The sequence below is a fragment of the Hydrogenophaga taeniospiralis genome (assembly GCF_020510445.1).
In the GTDB taxonomy this organism is placed as follows: Bacteria; Pseudomonadota; Gammaproteobacteria; order Burkholderiales; family Burkholderiaceae_C; genus Hydrogenophaga.
Genome location: NZ_JAHBAG010000001.1, coordinates 3,851,018 through 3,868,862 on the forward strand (window position 1 = coordinate 3,851,018; position 17,845 = coordinate 3,868,862).

14 protein-coding genes are annotated in these 17,845 nt (G+C 66.6%); 5 read left to right on the forward strand and 9 right to left on the reverse strand.

Going from position 1 to position 17,845, the window contains the following annotated elements; genetic code table 11:
- The first annotated feature begins 16 nt into the window (after positions 1–16).
- Positions 17–1,225: an amino acid aminotransferase gene (locus KIH07_RS18500; RefSeq protein WP_226493366.1), complete on the forward strand. Its 1,209-nt coding sequence runs from the start codon at positions 17–19 to the stop codon at positions 1,223–1,225.
- Between the two features lie 69 nt (positions 1,226–1,294).
- Here the strand turns inward: KIH07_RS18500 and ygiD are convergent, their stop codons facing one another.
- Positions 1,295–2,242, reverse strand: a complete 948-nt coding sequence (gene ygiD, locus KIH07_RS18505) for a 4,5-DOPA dioxygenase extradiol (RefSeq protein ID WP_413465769.1) — start codon at positions 2,240–2,242, stop codon at positions 1,295–1,297.
- Positions 2,243–2,416: 174 nt separating this feature from the next.
- Between ygiD and phaZ the strand changes: the two genes are divergently transcribed.
- Together phaZ and rsxB are read left to right on the forward strand one after the other, a co-directional pair.
- Positions 2,417–3,895 (forward strand): polyhydroxyalkanoate depolymerase, encoded by a 1,479-nt coding sequence (phaZ, locus tag KIH07_RS18510; RefSeq protein WP_226493367.1) that lies wholly within the window; start codon positions 2,417–2,419, stop codon positions 3,893–3,895.
- Between the two features lie 46 nt (positions 3,896–3,941).
- Complete coding sequence (gene rsxB, locus KIH07_RS18515) at positions 3,942–4,604, forward strand: electron transport complex subunit RsxB (RefSeq protein WP_226493368.1); 663 nt, start codon at positions 3,942–3,944, stop codon at positions 4,602–4,604.
- A 22-nt stretch (positions 4,605–4,626) separates the two neighbouring features.
- On the opposite strand, the gene KIH07_RS25555 is transcribed toward rsxB, so the two are convergent.
- The 8 genes from KIH07_RS25555 to scpA form a co-directional block, all read right to left on the reverse strand.
- Positions 4,627–6,945 carry a methyl-accepting chemotaxis protein gene (locus tag KIH07_RS25555; RefSeq protein WP_413465770.1) on the reverse strand — a complete coding sequence of 773 codons (2,319 nt, stop codon included), beginning with the start codon at positions 6,943–6,945 and terminating at the stop codon, positions 4,627–4,629.
- A gap of 105 nt (positions 6,946–7,050) precedes the next feature.
- Complete coding sequence (locus KIH07_RS18525) at positions 7,051–7,389, reverse strand: hypothetical protein (RefSeq protein ID WP_226493369.1); 339 nt, start codon at positions 7,387–7,389, stop codon at positions 7,051–7,053.
- A gap of 221 nt (positions 7,390–7,610) precedes the next feature.
- Positions 7,611–8,102: a VOC family protein gene (locus KIH07_RS18530; RefSeq protein ID WP_226493370.1), complete on the reverse strand. Its 492-nt coding sequence runs from the start codon at positions 8,100–8,102 to the stop codon at positions 7,611–7,613.
- A gap of 3 nt (positions 8,103–8,105) precedes the next feature.
- Positions 8,106–8,681: a class I SAM-dependent methyltransferase gene (locus KIH07_RS18535; protein ID WP_226493371.1), complete on the reverse strand. Its 576-nt coding sequence runs from the start codon at positions 8,679–8,681 to the stop codon at positions 8,106–8,108.
- A 95-nt stretch (positions 8,682–8,776) separates the two neighbouring features.
- Positions 8,777–10,825 (reverse strand): acetyl/propionyl/methylcrotonyl-CoA carboxylase subunit alpha, encoded by a 2,049-nt coding sequence (locus tag KIH07_RS18540; protein ID WP_226493372.1) that lies wholly within the window; start codon positions 10,823–10,825, stop codon positions 8,777–8,779.
- 323 nt (positions 10,826–11,148) lie between these two features.
- Complete coding sequence (locus tag KIH07_RS18545; protein ID WP_226493373.1) at positions 11,149–12,681, reverse strand: acyl-CoA carboxylase subunit beta; 1,533 nt, start codon at positions 12,679–12,681, stop codon at positions 11,149–11,151.
- A gap of 10 nt (positions 12,682–12,691) precedes the next feature.
- Complete coding sequence (gene meaB, locus KIH07_RS18550; RefSeq protein WP_226493374.1) at positions 12,692–13,858, reverse strand: methylmalonyl Co-A mutase-associated GTPase MeaB; 1,167 nt, start codon at positions 13,856–13,858, stop codon at positions 12,692–12,694.
- The gene (scpA, locus tag KIH07_RS18555; RefSeq protein WP_226493375.1) at positions 13,855–16,017 is read right to left on the reverse strand and encodes a methylmalonyl-CoA mutase; all 2,163 of its coding nucleotides are present in this window, start codon (positions 16,015–16,017) and stop codon (positions 13,855–13,857) included. Before scpA ends, meaB begins: the two co-directional genes overlap by 4 nt.
- A 163-nt stretch (positions 16,018–16,180) precedes the next feature.
- Here scpA and KIH07_RS18560 point away from each other — a divergent pair, with 163 nt between their 5' ends.
- Complete coding sequence (locus tag KIH07_RS18560; protein WP_226493376.1) at positions 16,181–16,816, forward strand: GntR family transcriptional regulator; 636 nt, start codon at positions 16,181–16,183, stop codon at positions 16,814–16,816.
- Between the two features lie 113 nt (positions 16,817–16,929).
- The gene (locus KIH07_RS18565; RefSeq protein ID WP_226493377.1) at positions 16,930–17,820 is read left to right on the forward strand and encodes a Dyp-type peroxidase; all 891 of its coding nucleotides are present in this window, start codon (positions 16,930–16,932) and stop codon (positions 17,818–17,820) included.
- Positions 17,821–17,845: the final 25 nt, after the last annotated feature.

The window sequence follows — 17,845 nt, forward strand, 5'->3', positions numbered from 1 at the left end:
CTTCCAAAGGATATTCATGTCTTTGTTCACCGCCGTCGAAATGGCCCCGCGCGACCCGATCCTGGGTCTGAACGAACAGTTCGCCGCCGACACCAACCCCAACAAGGTCAACCTGGGCGTTGGCGTGTATTTCGACGACAACGGCAAACTGCCGCTGCTGCAGTGCGTGCAAGCTGCTGAAAAGACCATGATGGAAAAGCCCACCGCACGCGGCTACCTGCCCATCGACGGCATCGCGGCCTACGACGCCGCCGTCAAGGGCCTGGTGTTTGGTGCCGACTCCGACGTCGTGAAAAGCGGCCGCGTGGCCACGGTGCAGGCCATCGGCGGCACCGGTGGCCTGAAGATCGGCGCCGACTTCCTGAAAAAGATCAGCCCCAGCGCCAAGGTGCTGATTTCCGACCCGAGCTGGGAAAACCACCGCGCGCTGTTCACCAACGCCGGCTTCACGGTGGAAAGCTACCCCTACTTCGACCAGAGCGCCAACGGCGGCCTGGGCGGCATCAACTTCGACGGCATGCTGGCCGCGCTGAACGCCGCCGCCCCCGGTACCATCGTGCTGCTGCACGCCTGCTGCCACAACCCCACCGGCTACGACATCACCCCCGCCCAGTGGGACCAGGTAATCGCCGTGGTGCAGGCCCGCAACCTCACCGCCTTCCTCGACATGGCCTACCAGGGCTTTGGCTACGGCATCGCCGAAGACGGCGCCGTGATCGGCAAGTTCGTGGCCGCCGGCCTGAACATCTTCGTCTCCACCAGCTTCTCCAAGAGCTTCAGCCTGTACGGCGAGCGCGTGGGCGCCCTGAGCGTGGTGGGCAGCAGCAAGGAAGAGACCGACCGTGTGCTGAGCCAGCTCAAGATCGCGATCCGCACCAACTACTCCAACCCGCCCACCCACGGTGGCGCCATCGTGGCCGCGGTGCTGAACAACCCCGAGCTGCGCGCCCAGTGGGAAGGCGAACTGGGCGAAATGCGTGTTCGCATCAAGGCCATGCGCCAGAAGCTGGTGGATGGCCTCAAGGCCGCCGGCGTGCAAAAGGACATGAGCTTCATCACCACCCAGATCGGCATGTTCAGCTACTCGGGCCTGTCCAAGGACCAGATGGTGCGCCTGCGCAGCGAGTTCGGCGTCTACGGCACCGACACCGGCCGCATGTGCGTGGCCGCGCTCAACAGCAAGAACATCGACTACGTCTGCCAGGCGATCGCCAAGGTCATCTGATCGGGCCGCCCCTCGCAGAAAAGCCGCTCGTTGAGCGGCTTTTTTGTTTCCGGGAGCGCTCGGAACCGGTCACCCCCAGATCACGGAGCGCATGGAGATCGAGGCCGCCTGGAAGCTGTCGTTGAAGAAGCGCGGTGCTTCGCCCTCGTGCACGGCACCGGCCGCGTACAGAAGCGGCAGGTAGTGGTCCCAGGTGGGGTGCGCGAGCTGGGCCAGGGCGCCCAGCGCACGGAATTCGCTCAGCGCGTCCAGGCGGCCCTGCGCGATGTGCTCCCCTGTGATGCGGTCGAATTCGATCGCCCAGTCGTAGGCCTGGTTGTCCGCCACCTCCCGGCGAATGGCGCGCAGGTTGTGCACGATGTTGCCGCTGCCCACGATCAACACCCCGCGGTCCCGCAAGGCCTTGAGTTGCTGCCCCAGGGCGTGGTGCTCGGCGGGCGGGCGGCCGTAGTCCATGCTGAGCTGGATCACGGGAATGCTGGCGTCCGGGAACATGGGCTTGAGCACCGACCAGGCGCCATGGTCCAGCCCCCACGCCTGGGCGTCCAGCCCCAACGGGACGTCCGAGCCCGGCTGCCGCACCGCCTGGCTGATGGCGCTGGCCATGGCCGGCGAACCGGGGGCTGGGTACCGCTGGTCGAACAGTGCCTGGGGAAAGCCCCCGAAATCGTGAATGGTGCGCGGATCGTCCATGGCGGTGAGCTGCCAGCCCTGGGTGAGCCAGTGCGCCGACACGCACAGGATCAGCCTTGGCCGGATGCCCCGCGCGAGCAATTCGCGGCCCAGGGCCTGCCAGCTGCGCCGGTATGCGTTGTCCTCGATGGCGTTCATGGGGCTGCCATGGCCCACGAACAGCACCGGCAAACGCTCACTGGCCGGGAGGCTCTGCAAGGCGTCCAGACGGGAAACGCTCGCCACGGAAGCAGCGGGAGCTTGGGCGGAAGAAAGGCTCATGTGGGTTCCCAGGGCGGCGGCGAGCACGGCACCGGCGCCCAGGTAGAAGTTGCGACGTTGCATGTGCGATGGGTAAAGGGAGGTTTCCGCTGAGCCCGGCGGCGTGCGAAAAGTTCCAGGCTGCATTCTTTCACGAAGGTGACAAAACGCTTGGGGTTTTAAGTGTTTCCACTCTCACACCTGCCCCGTCATGCTGCTATATTGCACTGCAACATAACCATTCAGGTCCCACCCACCATGCTCTACCAGATTTACGAAACGCAGCGCTCAGTGATGGAGCCTTTCGCTGACCTGGCCGAAGTCGCCTCCAGGCTCTACCTGAACCCCATGCTGCCGCTGGCGCAGTTTCCACTGGCGCAGCGCATCTCCGCCGGCTACGACCTGATGCACCGGCTCGGCAAGGACTACGAAAAACCGGTGTTCGGCATCCACAAGGTGGACGTGGACGGGGTGGACATCGCGATCCACGAGCGGGTCGAGATCGACAAACCCTTCTGCGAGCTGCGGCGCTTCAAGCGCTTCTCGGACAACACCGACACGCTGGCCACGCTCAAGGGCCAGCCGGTGGTGCTGATCGTGGCGCCGCTGTCGGGCCACTACGCCACGCTGCTGCGCGACACCGTGCGCGCCATGCTCAAGGACCACAAGGTCTACATCACTGACTGGAAAAACGCCCGTCTGGTGCCGCTGTCCGAGGGCGACTTCCACCTCGACGACTATGTGCTCTACATCCAGGAGTTCATCCGCTACCTGCAAAAGGGCTATGGCAACTGCCACGTCATGAGCGTGTGCCAGCCCACAGTGCCGGTGCTGGCGGCGGTGTCGCTGATGGCCAGCCGTGGGGAGACCACGCCCTTGTCCATGACCATGATGGGTGGCCCGATCGACGCGAGCAAGTCGCCGACCTCGGTGAACAACCTCGCCACCGAGCGCAGCCACAGCTGGTTCGAGAACAACGTCATCTACCGCGTGCCCGACAACTTCCCCGGCGCCGGCCGCCGGGTCTACCCCGGTTTCCTGCAGCACTCCGGTTTCGTGGCCATGAACCCCGGCCATCACGCCACCAGCCACTACGACTACTTCCAGGACCTGATCAAGGGCGACAACTCCAGCGCCGAAATCCACCGCCAGTTCTACGACGAGTACAACGCGGTGCTGGACATGGACGCCCACTACTACCTGGAAACCATCGACACGGTGTTTCAGGACTTCAAGCTGGTCAACGGCACCTGGGACGTGAAGAACGAAAAGGGTCAGCTTGAGCGCGTGCGCCCGCAGGACATTGCCCACACCGCTCTGCTGACGGTGGAAGGCGAGCTCGACGACATCTCCGGCTCGGGCCAGACCGCCGCGGCGCACGATCTGTGCACGGGCATCCCCAAGACACACCAGATGCACTACGAAGCCAAGGGCGCGGGCCACTACGGCATCTTCAGTGGCCGGCGCTGGCGCGAAATGGTGTACCCGGTGGTGAAGTCCTTTATCCGGGCGCACCAGCCAACCCCGGAGGCCCTGGCCGTGGCATCCACCGCGCCGGCGCCGCAAGGTGTGAAAGCGGCGGCGACCTCAACCGCCGTCACGAAACCGGTCGCGAAACGGGCCACCAAGACAACGGTCAAAGCAACGGTCAAGGCCGCGGCGAAACCGGTCCCCGCCTCCAGCGCGGCAAAGGCCCCATCCACGACAGCGCCCCGCAAGGCCCGCCAGCCGGTCTGACCGGGCCGCGCCCCGGCGGCGGTGCCCCGGGGGTATATTTCCCGGCATGAACGAACTCGCCCGGCGCATCGACGCCGCCCTGCCGCAAACGCAGTGCACGCGCTGCGGCTACCCGGACTGCGCGCGCTACGCGCAAGCCATCGCCAGCGGCGAGGCGGGCATCAACCAGTGCCCGCCCGGGGGCAGCGAAGGTGTGGCGCGTCTGGCGGCCATCACCGGCCAGCCGGCCCAGCCACTGAACCCCGCCAACGGCGTGGAAGGGCCGCTGACCGTGGCGGTGATCGACGAAGACTGGTGCATCGGCTGCACGCTGTGCATCAAGGCCTGCCCCACCGACGCCATCGTCGGCAGCAACAAGCTCATGCACACTGTGATCGAACCCTATTGCACGGGTTGTGAGCTGTGCATTCCGGTCTGCCCGGTCGACTGCATCTCGCTGGAGATCGTCAGCGGCGAGCGCACCGGCTGGCAGGCCTGGAGCGACGCGCAGGCCACGCTCGCCCGCACGCGCTACGAGGCGCGCACCGTGCGGCTCGCGCGTGAGCAGGTGGAGCACGACCGTGTGCTGGAAGCCAAGGCACGCATGAAATACGCCGATCTCGAAGCCCACTCGCAGCACACCGACCCGGCCGTGCTGGACAAGAAACGCGCTGTCATCGCCGCCGCGCTCGAACGGGCGCGGGCCAAACGCCTGGCCGCGTCCGACTGAGGCCCAGCCTACGGGGCACCGTTCAGGCGGCCACGATCGCGGTCTTGTACACCCCGCAACCCACGTAGAGCTCGTCCACCTTGGTCACGTACGACATCTTGGTCTGAATGACGCCGCTCTGCGGGTTGACGATGTCGTATTCGACCCAGCCCGGCTCCTGCTCCGCCTGGGCCACGATGGACTCCAGCAGCGCCTGACCGTCCACCCCGGCGATGTCCTGCACCCGGCTGCCCACCTTCTCGGGCTTGCCGCCGAACGCGCGGTAGCCCCCCTGCCGGTCCAGCGCGAACACATACATGTCGCGGTCATGGAATCCTTTGGCCGGGTCGCTCAGATCGCGCACGAAACGCTGTGGATCGGCCGTGGCGCGGAGCTCCAAGGCTTGCTGCACCAGCAGCACCGCCTCTTCGGCCGTGCCCTGCTGCAGCATGAAGGACGACACCGCCCTGGACAGATGGGCCGCACGCTCCTCCAGCTTGTTCGCCTGGATCACCGCCAGCTCCACCATCTGCGCGTTGCGCTGGGTGATCTGGTCGAGCTGGTTCACGGCCGATGAGATCTCGACCAGACCGGTGCTCTGTTCGGCGCTGGCGGCCGAAATCAGTGACATGTTGGACGCCACGCCACGCACCCCATTGACGATCTGCGTCATGTTGCTGCCGGCGGCACGGATCTGCGTCACGCTGCTGGAGACCTGGGTGGCCGATGTCTGGATGAGCTGGCGGATCTCCTTGGCCGATGCGGCCGAGCGCTGTGCCAGCGTGCGCACTTCGTTGGCCACCACGGCGAAACCGCGCCCCTGTTCACCGGCCCGCGCTGCCTCCACCGCCGCGTTCAGGGCCAGGATGTTGGTCTGGAAGGCCAGGCTGTCGATCACGCCGATGATCTCGTTCATCTGCTGGGCGCTCTTCTGGATGAGCTCGACCGAGTCCACCGCCTTGACCATGGATTGCGCGCCCGACTCGGCCACGTCCCGGACCTGCGCGGCCTGGGTGTCCGAGTCGCCCGCGGTTTCGGCGTTCTGGTGCACGGTGCTCGAGAGCTGTTGCACGCTGGCCGCCGTCTGCTCCAGGTTCGCGGCCTGCTGTTCGGTGCGGTCGGCCAGGTGGCGGTTGCCCATCGCCAGGCTCTTGCCCGCGTGCGCCACCAGCGCCGAGTTGCTGCGCACCTCGGCCACCATGGCCGAGAGGTTGCCATTCATGCGCTCCACCAGCCGGGCCAGCTGGGCCAGTTCGTCGTTGCCCCGAATGCTCACGTGCGCACGCAGATTGCCGTCGGCGGTCTGCTTCATGACGTCGAAAACGTGGCGGAAATCGGTGACAAAGCTCAGATAGAACGCCTGCATCAGGTACACCAGCAGCGCCACGCCCATCAAGGAGGCCCCCAACACGGCCCACCGCGTCCACGCCAGCCGGTCGACGCGCAGGGCCAGCAGTGCATCCAGACGGGTCAACACGGCGCTTTCATAGGCCCGCAGTGCCGAAAGGGCCTGATCGCCGGCCGTGAAGTAGGCAGTGCCCTGCACGCTGCCGGGTGCACCCAAGGCCTGGCGCGCGAACTGGGCAAAGGCATCGCTGGCCGCGATCACCGACTCACCCGGCAGGCCGCTCTGGCCGTGGCGGGTGGCGAAATCCATGGCCAGGCGCATGTCCAGCACCTGGGCTTTCAGCGCTTCGGTCCGCAGACGCAGGCCACTCAAACCATCGGGCTCGGGTTGCGCCAGGCTGAGCTGCCCGGCGCCCAGTCCCTGGATCTGGCTCAAGGCGTCGCCCCAGGCCAGGGTGCGGGAAACCGCCATGTCCATCAGGAAATAGCTGGTGGGTTCGGGGTCGAACAGAAGGCCCGAGCGCTCCCCCACCGTGTAGGTGAAGCGGTGAAGCGCGTCGAGCGCGGCCGTGTGCCGCGAAAAGGCATCCCCCGGGGTGGATGCGCCCGAGGTGGCCAACCCCTCCAGACCCGACTTCACCTCGCTCCAGTCCCGCGACAACTCGAAATCGGGTCGGCGAGCCAGCGCTTCGCCCGCCGCCGTCACGGTCTGGGCCAACTGCGCTTGCGCAGCCTGCAGCGGGCCGCGGGCCGCGTCCCCGCCGGACAGCAGCACCTGGCTGTGCCCACGGCGCGCCTGCACCGCGGCGGCCACATCGGCCAGACGGGCGACGATCCGGACACCCTCGGCTTCGTTCCTGGCGGCCTGCAACTCGGCCCCCAGGCGTTGCACCAGCAAGACGCAGATCACCAGCAGCGGCACCAACAACACCGACCCCAGCAGCGCCAGTTTGGCGGGCAGCCGCATGCGCCGCATCAGCCAGATGCCGGGCAGAAAAGGTTTGGTCATCATCATGCGCGTAGGCCTCGGTGAGTTATGTCTCTGTTAGCGTTATCGGTGCATTTCCAACCAGCTTGAGACGCCGCGGCAGCCGGCCAGACAGAAGGAGAAGGCGGCACGTCAATGCACGGAAGCAACCCCCGACTGCCGGCTTTCGAAATGCCGGAACAGCTGGGTCGCCATCCACCGCAAGGTGTCGTCGGCCGTGTTGTGGGCCAGCCGCAACTGCTGCAGGGCATACCGCCGGTCGCACAGCATCTGGGCCTGGTGGATCGCCATGCCATGGCTCTCCATGCGCCGGCTGAACACATCGAGCAGGTCCTGCGGCCAGGCCAGCGCCAGTTCACGTTCGCGCCACACCGGGCGGCGTTGCGCCCATCGTTCGTCCCCCTGCGCCAGCAGCGCACTGGCCTGGGCGGACACGGGGTGGGTGGTTGGCGGGTTGGAAGCCGGGCTCATGGCGCACTCCTGCGGTGGTGATACCGGCCCCCGGTCACGGAAAGCGCGCGGATGGCCGATCAATGCACCGAGGGTACCGACGGCGGCCGTCGCCGTTGCCGCGAAAAAACGGGGGAAACGGGGCCAAATCCGTTCATTGCGCTGGCTGGCCGCGCCAGGGCAGGCGCAAAAAAGCCCTGCCGGGGTGAGCACGGCAGGGCCTGGCGCCAGGACGGCGCACTTCAGGCCGGGTTGCCCGCCAGCCTGGCGAAGGCCGCGACCACCTCGGGCGGCGCCTGCACCAGCTCGATCAGCACGCCCTCGCCCGCGATCGGGAACTCGTCGTTCGCCTTGGGGTGCAGGAAGGTGATGTCGAAACCGGCCGCGCCTTTGCGAATGCCGCCCGGGGCAAAACGCACGCCATTGGCGCTGAGCCATTGCACCGCCACCGGCAGGTCGTCGATCCACAGGCCGACGTGGTTGAGCGGCGTGGTGTGCACCGCCGGCTTTTTGTCCGGGTCCATCGGCTGCATCAGATCGACCTCGACCTTGAACGGGCCGCTGCCGATGGCGCAGATGTCTTCATCCACGTTTTCGCGCTCGCTCTGGAAGCTGCCGGTTTTCTCCAGCCCGAGCATGTCCACCCAGAGCGTCTGCAAGCGGTGTTTGTCGGGGCCTCCGATGGCAATCTGCTGGATGCCCAGCACCTTGAAGGGACGTTGCGTTGCGTTCATGAATCAGTGAATTCCGTTGTGTGAAGCGGGCACCTGCTCCAGCGCCCAGACCGTGGCGGGCGGCAGGTTGGCCCAGACCGAGGCCGAACGCCGCCAGTGCCAGCCCGCGGGGATGCCGTTGAACGGGCGCAGATGGCGCGCCGCGTAGGTGTATTGAATGAGGCGGGAACGGGGCTGGCGCGCAATCAGCGCCAGCATGGCCTCGATGCACTGTCGCGCTTCGTCGCCCGGCATGGACAGCAGGGGCAGCGACGACACCAGCGTGACCGGGGTGTCCGCCGCCAACGTGAGCAGGTCGACGCGGGACGCGCAGTGGTTGAGCACCTCCAGCTGCGGGAACGAGGCGCGCAGCAGGTCGGCGAATTCGGGGTCGCGCTCAAAGACCACAAAACGGTCCTGCGCCACCAGGGCCGGCGCAAGCGCCCGGGTGATGGCGCCGGTGCCGGCCCCGACCTCGATCAGCACGCCCGGCTCGCTGCGCAGCACCTCGTCGCGGATGGCCCGAGCCAGGGCCCGGGACGCGGGCGCGATGGCGCCCATGCGCCGCGGATGGCGCAGACAACCCAGTGCGAATGCCAAACCGTGCTCCATGCGGGACCCCTGGAAGTTGCAGCGTTTGGGAGCGTATCCCATTTCCCTGCGCACGTGGCGTGTCAAGCTGCAACCGGCCCGGCTCACTCGAACTCGACGATGGCCTGGTCCACCACCAGCGACTCGCCCTTGCCCGCCAGCACCTTGGCCACCACGCCGTCGGCCGCGGCGAACAGCACGTTCTCCATCTTCATGGCCTCGATCACGGCCACGCGTTCACCCGCCTGCACTTTCTGGCCCACCTGCACCGCCACCTCGACCAGCAGGCCGGGCATGGGTGAGAGCACGTACCGGCTCATGTCGGGTGGCGCCTTGAACGGCATGAGCCGGTGCAGCTCGGCCATGCGGCGCGACACCACCACGGTCTCGATGCGCGTGCCGTTGTGCTGCACCACCAGGGCCAGCGGGTTGCGCAGCGTGCCACGCTCCACCTGGGCGGTGAAGGCCTGGCCATTGCACTCGCCGGTGATGCAGACGTCGTTCAGGCGCGAAGGGCTGCTGATGGCAAAGCGCTTGCCCTCCACCGTGACCACCGCCGAGCCGACCTGCCCCACCACCTCGTCCACGTGCACCGGGGTGTAGCGGTTCTGGCCGCCCGCGCCCAGGGTGATCACGCTGAAATCGTGGCCGACCTTGACGCCGTAACCCGGCAACTGGCCGGTCAGGCCGGCTGCGCGCTCGCGCGACTTGCGGCGCACGAACGCCGCCAGCGCGACCAGGAAGTCGGCGTCGTCGTGCGGCACGTCTTCCGCCCGGAAACCGTGGGCGTAGTGCTCGGCGATGAAGCCGGTGTTGAACTCACCGCTCACGAACTTCGGGTGCGCCAGCAGCGCCGCCTGGAACGGGATGTTGCTGCTGATGCCACGGATCACGAAGCCGTTGAGCGCCTCGCGCATCTTGGCAATCGCATCAAAGCGGTCCTTGCCGTGCACGATGAGCTTGGCGATCATCGAGTCGTAGTACATCGGAATCTCGCCGCCATCGACCACACCCGTGTCCACGCGCACACCGTACAAAGCGTCGGTGTTGGCCTGGTGCATGCTCTGCGCGGGCGGCTGAAAGCGCACCAGGCGGCCGGTGCTGGGCAGGAAGTTGCGGAACGGGTCCTCGGCGTTGATGCGGCACTCGATGGCCCAGCCCTCGCGTTTCACGTCGGCCTGGGTGATCGGCAGCTTTTCGCCCGCCGCCACACGGATCATCAGCTCCACCAGATCGAGCCCGGTGATGCACTCCGTCACCGGGTGTTCCACCTGCAGGCGGGTGTTCATCTCCAGGAAGTAGAAGTCCTGGTCCTTGCCGACCACGAACTCCACCGTGCCCGCGCTCTGGTACTTCACGGCCTTGGCCAGCGCCACCGCCTGCTCGCCCATGGCCTTGCGCGTGGCGTCGGAGATGAAGGGCGACGGCGCCTCCTCGATCACCTTCTGGTGTCGGCGCTGAATGGAACACTCGCGCTCGTTCAAATAGACCACGTTGCCGTGCGCATCGCCCAGCACCTGGATCTCGATGTGGCGCGGCTCCAGCACGTATTTTTCGATGAACACCCGGTCGTCGCCGAAACTGTTGCGCGCCTCGTTGCGGCAGCTGGTGAAACCTTCGAAGGCTTCCTTGTCGTTGAAGGCCACGCGCAGGCCCTTGCCGCCGCCACCGGCCGAGGCCTTGATCATCACGGGGTAGCCGATGTCCTTGGCGATTTCCACGGCGCGCTCGGCCGTTTCGATGGCGTCGTTCCAGCCCGGAATGGTGTTGACCTTGGCCTCGTTGGCCAGCTTCTTGGACGCGATCTTGTCGCCCATGGCGGCGATGGAGAAATGGCGCGGGCCGATGAAGGCGATGCCCTCGTCTTCGCAGCGCTTGGCGAAGGCCTCGTTTTCCGACAGGAAGCCGTAACCGGGGTGGATGGCCTGGGCGCCGGTCTTCTTGGCGGCCTCGATGATCTTGTCCGCGACCAGGTAGGACTCGCGCGAGGGCGCCGGGCCCAGCAACACGGCCTCGTCGGCCAACTGCACGTGGCGCGCTTCCTTGTCGGCTTCGGAATACACCGCCACGGTGGCGATGCCCATCTTCTTGGCGGTGGCGATCACGCGGCAGGCAATTTCGCCACGGTTCGCAATGAGAATTTTGGTGAACATGTCAGTCTCCTAGACGAGAGCAAGTGTGTTGTTTGTTCGGTGGGTTGGTGCTGAGCCCGCCATGGGCACGGTGTGCCTGCCTCCGCTCATGTCCCCCGCCGACCTGCGGTCGGCTCCTCCTTTACTTCGCTGCGGCAGGCACACCGTGCCCATGGCTGCGAAGGAGGTGAAGACGAAACCTGCCGAACACGCGTCACTCTGAATCGGGTGGTGGGGGCGTTTTGCGCAGGTAAAGGAGGAGCGCGCAGCGCGGGGGACACGGAGCAAAACGTCCGCGCCTCCCGATTCAGCGCCAGAGAAAACCATGGCACGCACAATGGAAATCACAACGGAATGTTCCCGTGCTTGCGCCACGGGTTTTCCAGCTTCTTGTCCTTGAGCATCACCAGCGAACGGCAGATGCGCTTGCGCGTCTCGTGCGGCAGGATCACGTCATCGATGAAGCCCCGCGCGCCGGCCACGAAAGGGTTGGCGAAGCGGGCCTTGTATTCGGCCTCGCGCCCCGCCAGCTTGGCCGGGTCCTTCTTCTCCTCGCGGAAGATGATCTCCACCGCGCCCTTGGCCCCCATCACCGCGATCTCGGCGTTGGGCCAGGCGAAGTTCACGTCGCCGCGCAGGTGCTTGGACGCCATCACGTCGTAGGCGCCGCCATAGGCCTTGCGCGTGATCACGGTGATCTTCGGCACCGTGCATTCGGCATACGCGTAGAGCAGCTTGGCGCCGTGTTTGATGATCCCGCCGAACTCCTGGCTGGTGCCGGGCATGAAACCGGGCACGTCCACAAACGTCACCACCGGGATGTTGAACGCGTCGCAGAAACGCACGAAACGCGCGGCCTTGATGCTCGATTTGATGTCCAGGCAACCGGCCAGCACCAGCGGCTGGTTGGCCACGATGCCGACCGTCTGGCCGTCCATGCGCGCAAAGCCGATCAGGATGTTCTTCGCGTACTCGGGCTGCAGCTCGAAGAAGTCGCCGTCGTCCACCGTCTTGACGATCAGCTCCTTCATGTCGTAGGGCTTGTTCGGGTTGTCGGGCACCAGCGTGTCCAGGCTCAGCTCCATGCGGTCGATCGGATCGCCGCTGGGGCGCACCGGCGCTTTTTCGCGGTTGTTGAGCGGCAGGTAGTTGTAGAGCCGGCGCAGCATCAGCAGCGCTTCCACGTCGTTCTCGAACGCCAGGTCGGCCACGCCGCTCTTGGTGGTGTGCGTCACGGCGCCGCCGAGTTCTTCGGCGGTCACTTCCTCGTGCGTCACGGTCTTCACCACCTCGGGGCCGGTGACGAACATGTAGCTCGAATCCTTCACCATGAAGATGAAGTCGGTCATGGCCGGCGAATACACCGCGCCGCCGGCCGAGGGGCCCATGATCATGCTGATCTGCGGCACCACGCCGCTGGCCATCACGTTGCGCTGGAACACGTCGGCATAACCACCGAGGGAGGCCACGCCCTCCTGGATGCGGGCGCCGCCCGAATCGTTCAGGCCGATCACCGGCGCGCCGACCTTCATGGCCTGGTCCATCACTTTGCAGATCTTCTCGGCGTGCGCTTCGGAGAGCGCGCCGCCAAAGACGGTGAAGTCCTGGCTGAACACGAACACCAGGCGGCCGTTGATCATGCCGTAGCCGGTGACCACGCCGTCGCCGGGGATCTTCTGGTCCTGCATGCCGAAGTCGGTGCAGCGGTGCTCGACGAACATGTCCCACTCTTCAAACGTGCCCTCGTCGAGCAGCACTTCCAGCCGCTCACGCGCGGTCAGCTTGCCCTTGGCGTGCTGCGCATCGATGCGCTTCTGCCCGCCGCCCAGCCGCGCCGCGGCGCGCTTTTCTTCGAGTTGTTCCAGGATGTCTTGCATGGTCGTGTTCTCAGTTCTCCGAGGGGCCCGCGCCTGTCGAAGGGCGGGGGTGATGGTTCGCAGGGGCTTGGACAGGTTCGGCCCGAGCGGGTTGGGGTTCGTACAAGGAAAGCAGTTGGCGCGCGGCGCTGCTGGCGGGCAGCGTGCCGTCCAGCACGCGGCGGGTGGTTTCGTCCAGGGCGGCGCGCACCGCCGGGTGCTCGCGGAAGTGCTGTTTCAAGCCGGCCTCGATGCGTTCCCACATCCAGGCCCGGGCCTGCTGCTGGCGGCGCGCGACGAGTCGGCCCTGAGCGGCCTGCAGCTCGCGGAAATGCGTCACCGCCTCCCAGAATCCGTCCACGCCCTGGCCATGCAGCGCGCTGATCTGGATCACCTGGGGGTGCCAGATGCGGCTGTCGTGGTGGGCATGAGAGCTGGAGCCCCCACGCTCGCTTTGCTCGCTGCCCCCCGAGGGGGCGCTCGCGTCCTTGGGGCGGCCCGGCGAACGCTCAGGATGCCCATGCAAGCCGAGCAGGCGCAGCGAAGACGTGATCTGCGCGCGCGCGCGGGTGGCGGCGTCGGGGTCGATGTCGGCCTTGTTGATGACCACGAGGTCGGCCAGCTCCATCACGCCCTTCTTGATCGCCTGCAGGTCGTCGCCCGCGTTGGGCAGCTGCAGCAGGCAGAACATGTCGGTCATGTTGGCCACCGCCGTCTCGCTCTGGCCCACGCCCACGGTTTCGACGATCACCACGTCATATCCCGCGGCCTCGCAGACCAGCATGGCCTCGCGCGTCTTCTCGGCCACGCCGCCCAGCGTGCCACTGCTCGGGCTGGGGCGGATGTAGGCCTTCTCGTGGACGGAGAGCTTCTCCATGCGCGTCTTGTCGCCCAGGATGGAGCCGCCGGACACGGTGGATGACGGATCGATGGTGAGCACCGCCACGCGGTGGCCCAGGCCGATCAGGTAAAGACCCAGGGCTTCGATGAAGGTGCTCTTGCCCACGCCGGGCACGCCACTGATGCCGAGCCGGAAGGACTTTCCAGTGTGCGGCAGCAGCGCGGTCAGCAGCTCATCGCCCTGCGCGCGGTGGTCGGCGCGGGTCGATTCGAGCAAGGTGATGGCCTTGGCCATGGCGCGGCGCTGGGCAGCACCAACGCCGGTCAGCACGCCGGCCTGCAATTCGGCAGGGGTCATCCCACCGCCTTCTTGATCTGCTCCAGCACATCCTTGGCGCTGGCCGGGATCGGGGTGCCCGGGCCGTAGATGCCCTTCACACCGGCCTCGTACAGCATCTCGTAGTCCTGGCGCGGAATCACGCCGCCCACGAACACGATGATGTCGTCGGCGCCCTGCTTCTTCAGCTCGGCGATGATGGCCGGCACCAGCGTCTTGTGCCCGGCGGCCAGGGTGCTGACGCCGACGGCGTGCACGTCGTTCTCGATCGCCTGGCGGGCGCATTCTTCGGGCGTCTGGAACAGCGGGCCCATGTCCACGTCGAAGCCCAGGTCGGCGAAGGCCGTGGCCACCACCTTGGCGCCGCGGTCGTGGCCGTCCTGGCCGAGCTTGCTGATCATCACGCGCGGGCGGCGCCCCTGCGCGACGGCGAAGTCGTTGATCTCGCCCTTCAGGGCGTCCCAGCCTTCGGCGGAATCGTAGGCAGCAGCGTACACACCGGTCACCTTTTGTGTATCGGCGCGGTGGCGCCCAAAAACTTTCTCCAGCGCGTCGCTCACTTCGCCCACGGTGGCGCGCAGGCGCATGGCCTGGATGCACAGTTCCAGCAGGTTGCCCTGGCCGGACTCGGCAGCGGCGGTCAGCGCATTCAGCGCAGCCTCCACCTTACCCGCATCGCGGCTGGTGCGGATGGCCTTCAGGCGGGCAATCTGCCCGTCGCGCACGGCCACGTTGTCGATGTCCCGCGCCTCGATGGCGTCTTCGGTCTTGAGCTTGTATTTGTTGACGCCGACGATCACGTCCTTGCCGCTGTCGATGCGCGCCTGCTTCTCGGCGGCAGCCGCCTCGATCTTCAGCTTGGCCCAGCCGCTGTCCACGGCCTTGGTCATGCCGCCCATGGCCTCGACTTCTTCGATGATGGCCCAGGCCTTGTCGGCCATTTCCTGGGTCAGACTTTCCATCATGTAGCTGCCGGCCCAGGGGTCCACCACGCTGGTGATGTGGGTCTCTTCCTGGATGATGAGCTGCGTGTTGCGCGCGATGCGGGCGCTGAACTCGGTCGGCAGGGCGATGGCTTCGTCAAAACTGTTGGTGTGCAGCGACTGCGTACCGCCGAACACCGCCGCCATGGCTTCGATGGCGGTGCGCACCACGTTGTTGTACGGGTCCTGCTCGGTCAGGCTCCAGCCTGAGGTCTGGCAGTGGGTGCGCAGCATCAGACTCTTGGGTTTCTTCGCGTTGAAGCCCTTCATGATGCGCGTCCACAGCAGGCGCGCGGCGCGCATCTTGGCGATCTCCAGGTAGAAGTTCATGCCGATCGCCCAAAAGAAGGAGAGGCGCCCCGCGAAGTCGTCCACGTCCATGCCCTTGGCGATGGCGGTCTTCACATACTCCTTGCCGTCGGCCAGGGTGAAGGCCATCTCCAGCGCCTGGTTGGCGCCCGCCTCCTGCATGTGGTAGCCCGAGATCGAGATCGAGTTGAACTTCGGCATGTGCTTCGCCGTGTACTCGATGATGTCGCCGATGATCTTCATCGACGGCTCGGGCGGGTAGATGTAGGTGTTGCGGACCATGAACTCCTTGAGGATGTCGTTCTGGATGGTGCCGCTCAGTTGGTCTTGCGAGACGCCCTGCTCCTCCGCCGCCACCACGTAGCCGGCCAGCACCGGCAGCACGGCGCCGTTCATGGTCATCGAAACCGACACCTTGTCCAGCGGGATCTGGTCGAACAGGACCTTCATGTCCTCCACCGAGTCGATCGCCACGCCGGCCTTGCCCACGTCGCCGGTCACGCGCGGGTGGTCGGAGTCGTAGCCGCGGTGGGTGGCCAGGTCAAACGCGACCGACACGCCCTGCCCGCCGGCGGCCAGGGCCTTGCGGTAGAAGGCGTTGGATTCTTCGGCGGTGGAAAAGCCGGCGTACTGGCGGATCGTCCATGGCCGCACCGCGTACATCGTGGCCTGCGGGCCGCGGATGAAGGGCTCGAAACCGGGCAGCGTGTTGGTGTACGGCAGGTTCGCCGTGTCGGCCGCCGTGTACAGCGGCTTGACGCTGATGCCGTCGGGCGTGAGCCAGTTCAGCGCGTTCACGTCGCCACCGGGCGCGGATTTCTGGGCCGCCTTGGCCCAGGCTTCGAGGGTGGCGGGGTTGAATTCGGGCGGGTTTTGGCTCTGGCTCATGGCGGGGCGGTAGGGGTAAGCAACAGGAACGGCGGCAAACCGGGCGTCGGGGGATTGGGGAAAAGCAGTGCTGATTTTATATCATTCATAATTATTGATGCAAAATATTCCAGCTGCCTTACAATCAGCGCCTGTCACACAGCCTCCCGTCACTCGCCTGCCCATGTCCGCCTTGTCGCTTGCCCCCCGCGCCCTGTACGAAGAAGTCGCCGAACTGCTGCGCCAGCGCATCTTCAGCCGTGAGCTGGAGCCCGGCAGCTGGATCGACGAGCTCAAACTCGCCGAGGAATACGGCATCAGCCGCACGCCACTGCGCGAAGCGCTCAAGGTGCTGGCCGCCGAGGGCTTGGTGACCATGAAGGTGCGGCGTGGCGCCTATGTGACCGAAGTGTCCGAGAAAGACCTGGCCGATGTCTATCACCTGCTGGCCCTGCTCGAATCGGACGCCGCCGGCGTGGTGGCGGAACGCGCCACCGACAGCGATCTGGCCGAACTGAAGGCCCTGCACGCCGAACTGGAAGCTGCGCTGGGCCAGCGCGACCGCTTCTTCGCGATCAACGAGCGGTTTCACATGCGCCTGCTCGAACTCGCCGACAACCGCTGGCGCGAACAGATGGTGGCCGACCTGCGCAAGGTCATGAAGCTCAACCGCCACAACTCGCTGCTCAAGAGCGGGCGCATCGACGAATCGCTGGCCGAACACCGCGCCGTCATGGCCGCCCTGCTCGCGCGCGACGCCGCGCTCACCCGCCAGCGCATGCAAGCACACTTCCAGAACGGGCTGGAAGCGGCCATCTGAGAAGCCCAGCCGGCGGCACCCGGCCCGGCGGCTGGGCGCTGGTAAATTCCGGGCTTGTGCCGTTCGCCGCTGCGCCGTGGCCACGAACGGCATACCGATCAGGAGCCCCACCCATGTCTCTCGCCCGTCTGGCTCAGCCCGGCATTCTCGAACCCATTCCGGCCCAGGGCCGCTACCTCACCTGCCAGCTGAGAATGGGCGCCCAGCCACGGGCCGTGCTGCGCGCGCTGGCGCAAGAGGTCGACGGCCGCGCCACCGTGGTCGGTCTGGGCCAATCGCTGGTGCGCGAACTGGGGGTTGAACTGCCCGGCCTGCGCACGTTCCGCGGCATCGAGGGCGCGCGCACCAAGCTCCCCGCCACCCCGACCGATCTGCTGGTCTGGCTGCGCGGCACCGACCGGGGCGATCTGCTGATCCGCAGCCGCCATCTTGAAGCCCTGCTCGCGCCCGCCTTCGACGTGACCGACATCACCGACGCCTTCAGCCACGACAACGGCCGCGACCTGACCGGCTACGAAGACGGCACCGAAAACCCCAAGGGCGACGCGGCGCTGGCGGCGGCCCTGTTGCCCGAGAGCGCCGGCGCGCTGGCCGGCAGCAGCTTCGCGGCGGTGCAGCGCTGGCGCCACCACATGAGCCGCTTCGAGGCCATGCCGCGCCAGCAGCAGGACCACACCATCGGCCGCGAGCGCGACAGCAACGAAGAGATCGACGACGCGCCCGATTCGGCCCATGTGAAACGCACGGCCCAGGAAAGCTTCGAGCCCGAGGCTTTCGTGCTGCGCCGCTCCATGCCCTGGGCCGAGGGCAACGAAGGCGGGCTCGTGTTCACGGCCTTCGGGCATTCGTTTGACGCCTTCGAGGCCCAGCTGCGGCGCATGTCGGGCGCCGAGGATGGCATCACCGACGCCCTGTACACCTTCACCGAACCCGAGACCGGCGCCTATTTCTGGTGCCCGCCGGTGCGCGACGGACAGCTCGATTTACGCGCGTTGGGCGTATAACCACTAGACCGGGGACAGGAGAAGT